4 protein-coding genes are annotated in these 5,541 nt (G+C 60.5%); 3 read left to right on the forward strand and 1 reads right to left on the reverse strand.

Annotation, left to right across the window (positions count from 1 at the left end; translation table 11 throughout):
* Positions 1-1,128, reverse strand: a 1,128-nt coding sequence (gene dgt, locus ABX749_RS19600; RefSeq protein ID WP_372897455.1) for a dGTP triphosphohydrolase, incomplete at its 3' end; no start/stop codon positions are given.
* A gap of 204 nt (positions 1,129-1,332) precedes the next feature.
* Here dgt and ABX749_RS19605 point away from each other — a divergent pair.
* The 3 genes from ABX749_RS19605 (at position 1,333) to ABX749_RS19615 (ending at position 5,245) form a co-directional block, all read left to right on the forward strand.
* The gene (locus ABX749_RS19605) at positions 1,333-3,426 is read left to right on the forward strand and encodes a hypothetical protein (RefSeq protein ID WP_372897456.1); all 2,094 of its coding nucleotides are present in this window, start codon (positions 1,333-1,335) and stop codon (positions 3,424-3,426) included.
* Positions 3,427-3,659: 233 nt separating this feature from the next.
* The gene (locus ABX749_RS19610) at positions 3,660-4,190 is read left to right on the forward strand and encodes a thioredoxin family protein (RefSeq protein ID WP_372897457.1); all 531 of its coding nucleotides are present in this window, start codon (positions 3,660-3,662) and stop codon (positions 4,188-4,190) included.
* Positions 4,191-4,639: 449 nt separating this feature from the next.
* The gene (locus ABX749_RS19615) at positions 4,640-5,245 is read left to right on the forward strand and encodes a hypothetical protein (RefSeq protein WP_372897458.1); all 606 of its coding nucleotides are present in this window, start codon (positions 4,640-4,642) and stop codon (positions 5,243-5,245) included.
* Positions 5,246-5,541: the final 296 nt, after the last annotated feature.

Raw genomic sequence — 5,541 nt, forward strand, 5'->3', positions numbered from 1 at the left:
CGGGCCGGTGCTGCCGTCGGTCGCGTATTTGTACTGAGCGTTACAAAACGAGTCCGTCATGCCGGCAAGGTATTCGCCGACGACGGTTTCAATCGGATGTGATTCACAGCGGCGGCGAAATCGCAGCGGCAATCGCGAAGGGTCGTGCCGCAACACTTCAAACATGTCCTGCAATCGATGATAGGCCGCACGGCGGACGGGAATCAGCCGCGGATGGCGGTACACCGCTTCGAACAAAAACGATTCCAACTCGGCCCGTTCCCGCGCCAACTGATCGCTGTGCCCCAGTCGCAATCCGGCATCGCGGACTTCCGACACGCTTTGGCCCTGGAACTCCACGACGCGCTCGGTGGCTTCGCTTAAAAAGTCGGTCACTTGCAGATCGATCAGCTCGTGAACCAACAGCTGACGTTCTTCGCGAAGTCGATCGGTGCCATGTTTTTCACGCACCAATTCCATCGCACGTCGAACAATCGACAGCTCCATCAACTCGTGCATCGACAACAATCCCATTTGCAGGGCGTCGTCGACGTCGTGGGCGTCATAGGCCATCGAGTCCGCTGCGTCGACGAGTTGGACTTCCAGCAGCGGGCTACGGCCGACGGCGGCTTCTGCCTTGTGGGCCCGCACGTCTTGTCCGTCCAAAATCTCCCATGACAAATTCAGTCCCGGAAATTTTGCATAGCGCTGTTCAAGTTGCTCGACGATGACGAGGGCAAACCCGTTATGGGAGAACCCGCCGACCGGCTGCATGCATTCACTCAACGCGTCTTCGCCGCAATGTCCAAACGGCGGGTGCCCGATGTCATGGACCAGCGCCAGGGCCTCCGTCAGGTCTTCGTTGAGCCGCAGCACACGCGAGATCGTGCGTGCGATCGAGGCGACTTCGAAGGTGTGGGTCAGCCGCGTGCGATGGTAGATCCCCATCTCGCCGGTGAACACCTGCATCTTTCCCGACAACCGCCGAAAGGCACTGCTGTGCAGAATTCGATCACGGTCCCGCGCGAAGGGGCCTCGATAGGGATGATCGGGTTCCGCATGCCGGCGCCCCCGAGTGTCTCGGCTGCGCATCGCGAAACTGGCGAGCAACATGTGCTCGCGGTCGTCATATCGCCGAGTGTCCAGCATCGTTGGGATCAAGAAATTCCGTTCCAGTGGGCGCCGTTTCGCGTCTGGTTTTCCAGGGGGTTAACGGAGTGTAGGTCATCGCTAGAGCTGCAATCCTAGTGAACCGTGCAAATCTCGCCCACACCAATGTGTCGAGTCCCCGGAATCGCATGGTAACATAGAGGGTCTGAAGTCGAATTCCACCGTCCCTGAAGGACCTTCCGCTTGGATTTTCAGCCCTTTTCCGTCACCTGCGTGACCTGTTCTAGCCGGTTGCGCGTCAGCCGCCCGGAACTGGTCGGCAGCATCGTGAGCTGTCCCAAGTGCCAGTCGATGGTTCAGTTGGCGCCGCCGAAGACGGATCCGGCGGGCCCCGCTCCGATCGCGGTGGGAACCCATCTGGTTGACAGTGATGCCTTGACGGAGGACTCGATCGGCCAGGCGGACGGGCCGGATTCGGATGCACCGCCGACGCCACCCGCCAGCGGATTTGCCGAGCCGCCGCCAATCGTCACGTCGGATCCGACGCGCTCCCAGCCCTCTCGGGATCCCGCTGCCTCCGCCGAACCGGCCGCTTCGCAACCTGTCGCGCCGCCACCGGATTGGCACAGTCAAAAAAATGCCCGGTCGCGGCGCATCGCGATGCTGGTCGCCGTCGTTCTGGCGAGCGTGGTTTCCGCGTCCGTCCTGTTCGCCGTGTTCCGCCGCAGCCGATCCGGAACCGCACAAACACAAACCCAGGCACAAACCCAGACGCCCGACGCCGCCGTGGCCGAAGCGGAAGCGAGCCCGTCGCAATCGACGCCTGACGGGACAGCATCGACAGACGACACCGACGACGGGAGCAGCGACGGTGACGCGGATGTTGATGAAACCGCAGAGGCGCCGACCGTGTCCGTCGCTGACGAACTGCCGGGCAACCCCGGCGATGCAGTGGCGGAGGTGGCTCCGGTCAACAGCACGCCGTCGAACGAAAACGCCGCCCCGCCGAGTGACCTGTTGACCGACAGTCCGCTGCTGTCGGCCAGCCCGTTGGACGGGATGGCCCCGCTGCCCGCTGCGCCCCTGCAGACGCCCCCGCTCGGTGACGCTCCTGATCCGACCGACGAGACCGGCACGCTGACGGAATTGCCCAAAGAACTTCAGGGGCTGCTCAACGGGCTCGGCGGAATCGGTCGGCCGCAATTCACCGAAACGCAACCGGCCCCGGAAACCATCGACGAAATCCAATTGGATCGTGCCGCCGAGGTGGACGTTGATTTGGAAGTCGCACTGGATCCGAGAGATGAAGCAAACATGCGGCAAGCCCTCGGCCTGACCGTGGCGATGCAGACTTCCGATCCGAACGGTTATCCGCTGAACGATTTGATGTTGCTGCTCAGCCAGCTCAGCGGCGTGCCGATCGAAGTCGAATGGGTCTCCTTTGACATCGTCGGCATCCCGATCAACTCGCGCGTCCCGCTGCCCAAGGGATGGCCAACGGTGGAAGACATTTTGACGGCGGCGTGTGCGGCCACCGATTGCACGTTCGACAAGAAAGCCCGCACGATCACGCTGCGTCCGACTGACGAAAAATTCAATCAAGCCGTCGCCGATTTGTTGGATCTGAGTGATCTGGCGCCTGAAAGTGATTCCGCCGTCACCGTCGCCCGCGCATTGCTGGGGCAGACCGAGGGGGATCCTGCCAAGGTGACGATTCCGACCGAAGGTGGGCCGGCCCAATTGGCGGTGTTTGTTTGTGAGGCGATCCGACGGGCACGCGGCGCCCCGGGCAAACTGCCCGATGCGATTTTTGCCAGATGGGGCGGGACGTATGACGATCAAGTCAACGCGTGGCCGAAGCTGCAGGCCGGTGTCTCGGGCCCGCCGCGAATCCAAGCAGCGACGTTTGCTGCCCTGGTTCGGCAAATCGCAAAACTCAACGGCGCGACCTGCTATGTCAACTGGCAGGACGCCGCACGTCGCGATCTGAACCCGACCGACAAGCGGATGTCGCGAACCGGCGAAGGGGTTTCCGCCGCCGCTACGATGAAACAGCTACTTGAGCCCGAAGACATGCTGGCGCGCGTGGTCGATGCCGAACATTGGTGGATCGGATCGGACGCATCGCTCGATCGGTTTCCCGTCGTGATTTGGTTTGACGATGCCGCGGGTTCCCAAGAGACGCAGCAGCGCGTGGGCATGGTGCTGCAAGGTGCCGCGGTGAACGAGCAGATCATCGGTGCGGTGGCGGTCGATCCGAAAAGCCAAAAATGTGTCGCCATCTTGCCCCGTTTTCTGCTGCGGCAATTACCCCGCATGCTCGACAACGCGCTGTAGCAAACGACGATCGGGCGCGAAGTGAATCGTCGGTCGGATCGACATCCGCCCTGGCGGGGCTCGCCGACAACTGGACATTTCTTAAATGCGGCCCACCGAAACGTGGTGTAGATTCCGATAACGCGGGTTCGCATTGTTGTCGCGGCCGTGAACCGAGCCCCCAGTAAAGCTTCCCGGTACGACTTCCCAGTACAATCTTTTTGTACGACCCTTTTGTACGACGTTGAATTGAGATGAAAATCCTCGCCCCCTTGGCCGTGTTGTCATTCGCAAGTTTGATTTATTTGGCTGCGTCGTCCGATTTCAACCTCACCATGCGTTCCGATTCGTCAAGTGCTGTGGACGGATCGGGAATGGAAATCGAGCAGTCGGCCGCGGACGCATCAGGACAGGATGCTTTCGATCCGAATTCGGCTTCGGGTTCGGCCCCGCAGTTGGTGCTGATGAAATTTGGTGCCCCGTGGTGCCCGCCCTGCCGAATGATTGACAAAGAGCTTCGCAAGCTGGGGCGGACCAGTCTGCCGGTTGAAATTCGCAAGATCGACGTCGACGAGCGACCCGAGATGGCTGAACGGTATGGCGTCAACAGCATTCCGCGATTGATCTTGCTGCAAGACGGTCGCAAGATCGGCGACGCGGTGGGCTACCAATCGGCCGACGAACTGGCCGAATGGATCAACGAGAACGCTTCGCCAGAAGCCCTGGCGGGGAAAAAGCGAACGTCCAAATCATCGGTGGTTCAGGCCAACCCGTTCTTCGAGTGATCTCCCTCGCCCGGATTCATGATCCGGAACTGCAGAGCCCCGTCGTCGGCGAGAGCGTCCCGCATTGGACGTCGCCGTGCCGCTTCTCCGGATTTTGCCGATCGGCGACGCGAGAGAGCGTAAATGCGGACAGATTCCAACCGGCTTGGCCTGAACGAGTAGACAGACCCGAACCTGACGTGGACAATGGGTAGATTGTTGGGTTGCCGATTTCCACGTCACGCTTTTCGTTCGTTGCCTCCATGCCGATTCAAATCAAATGCCAGTGCGGGAAAGCTCTCGCGGTAAAAGATCAATTCGCAGGTAAAGCGGTCAAATGTCCCGCTTGTGGGCAGGGGATCAAGGTTCCGGCGGCGTCTGCCCAAAAAGTCGCCGCCCCAAACGTCGCTGCCTCAAACATCACTGCCCCTTCGGCCCAGGCGGTCGGTACGACCGCGGCCGGCAATCCGATGAACGACTTGTTCGACGAGGAAGGGTTCGGCACCAACATCGCCGCGGTCTGCCCGTCCTGTGGGGCGGCGATGGGGGCCGACGCGATCCTGTGCACCAAGTGTGGTTTCAACAAAACCACCGGTGAATCGGTGCGAGGTCACCTGACACCCGGCGTCGATATCTCGACCGGGACGCTGGCACTGCAGAAAGCCGCCGAAGACATGCGTCGTGCGGACAAGATGCAGAAGGACATGACCGAGCGCGCCGGAATGCCTTGGTGGATGCTCGGCTTGATCCTGTTCATTCTGTGCAGTGCGACGGGATTGGCGGTGATGGCCGTCATGTCGGCCAATCGCACGACGGGGCAAGACAACTTCAACCCGATGCAGACCTTCCTGCAACTGGCCGGATCGGCCTGTGCTCTGGTGGCCTTTGGCGCCTTGGTCAAGCTGATCGTCGAAGGATTCAAAGAGGACAAGAAAGTCGGTTTCCTGTGTTGCACCATTGTCTATTTGATCTACTTCGTGTTCCAAAAACCGAAGTCGCGGATCGGTGCGTTTTTGGTCATGGTCATCCTTGGCGGGATCGCCGGCGCCCTGTTTGCCAAAAGCCAACAGGTGTAGCGGCATGCGGTGCATGCCCCCGCAACGCCGGATGCAACGTTTTCGGACTGGACGACGCCACGGATTCTGCAGCACGAGACATCGTGCCATCGGCGGTGTGTAGATTCGGGCGCCCTGGGGAAGGTAAACTAGTCGTCTATCGCAGCTCAATTTTCGGGTAGTGGAAGAGGCGACGAGTCCTCTGTAGCCGGGTAGTGGACGAGGCGACGAGCTGACGATTACCCACAAGTCTTTTGAAAAAAGATGGGTTTTGGCACGGCATTTGCGCCATCTTGCTTTTATTTGGACCGAATGAA

The sequence above is a fragment of the Stieleria sp. genome (assembly GCF_041595215.1).
GTDB lineage: Bacteria > Planctomycetota > Planctomycetia > Pirellulales > Pirellulaceae > Stieleria > Stieleria magnilauensis.

What these genes read in the sequence shown, in the direction of transcription:
- ABX749_RS19610 (WP_372897457.1), top strand. Translation starts at nt 3,660, where the DNA reads ATGAAAATCCTCGCCCCCTTGGCCGTGTTGTCATTCGCAAGTTTGATT.
- ABX749_RS19615 (WP_372897458.1), top strand. Translation starts at nt 4,640, where the DNA reads ATGAACGACTTGTTCGACGAGGAAGGGTTCGGCACCAACATCGCCGCG.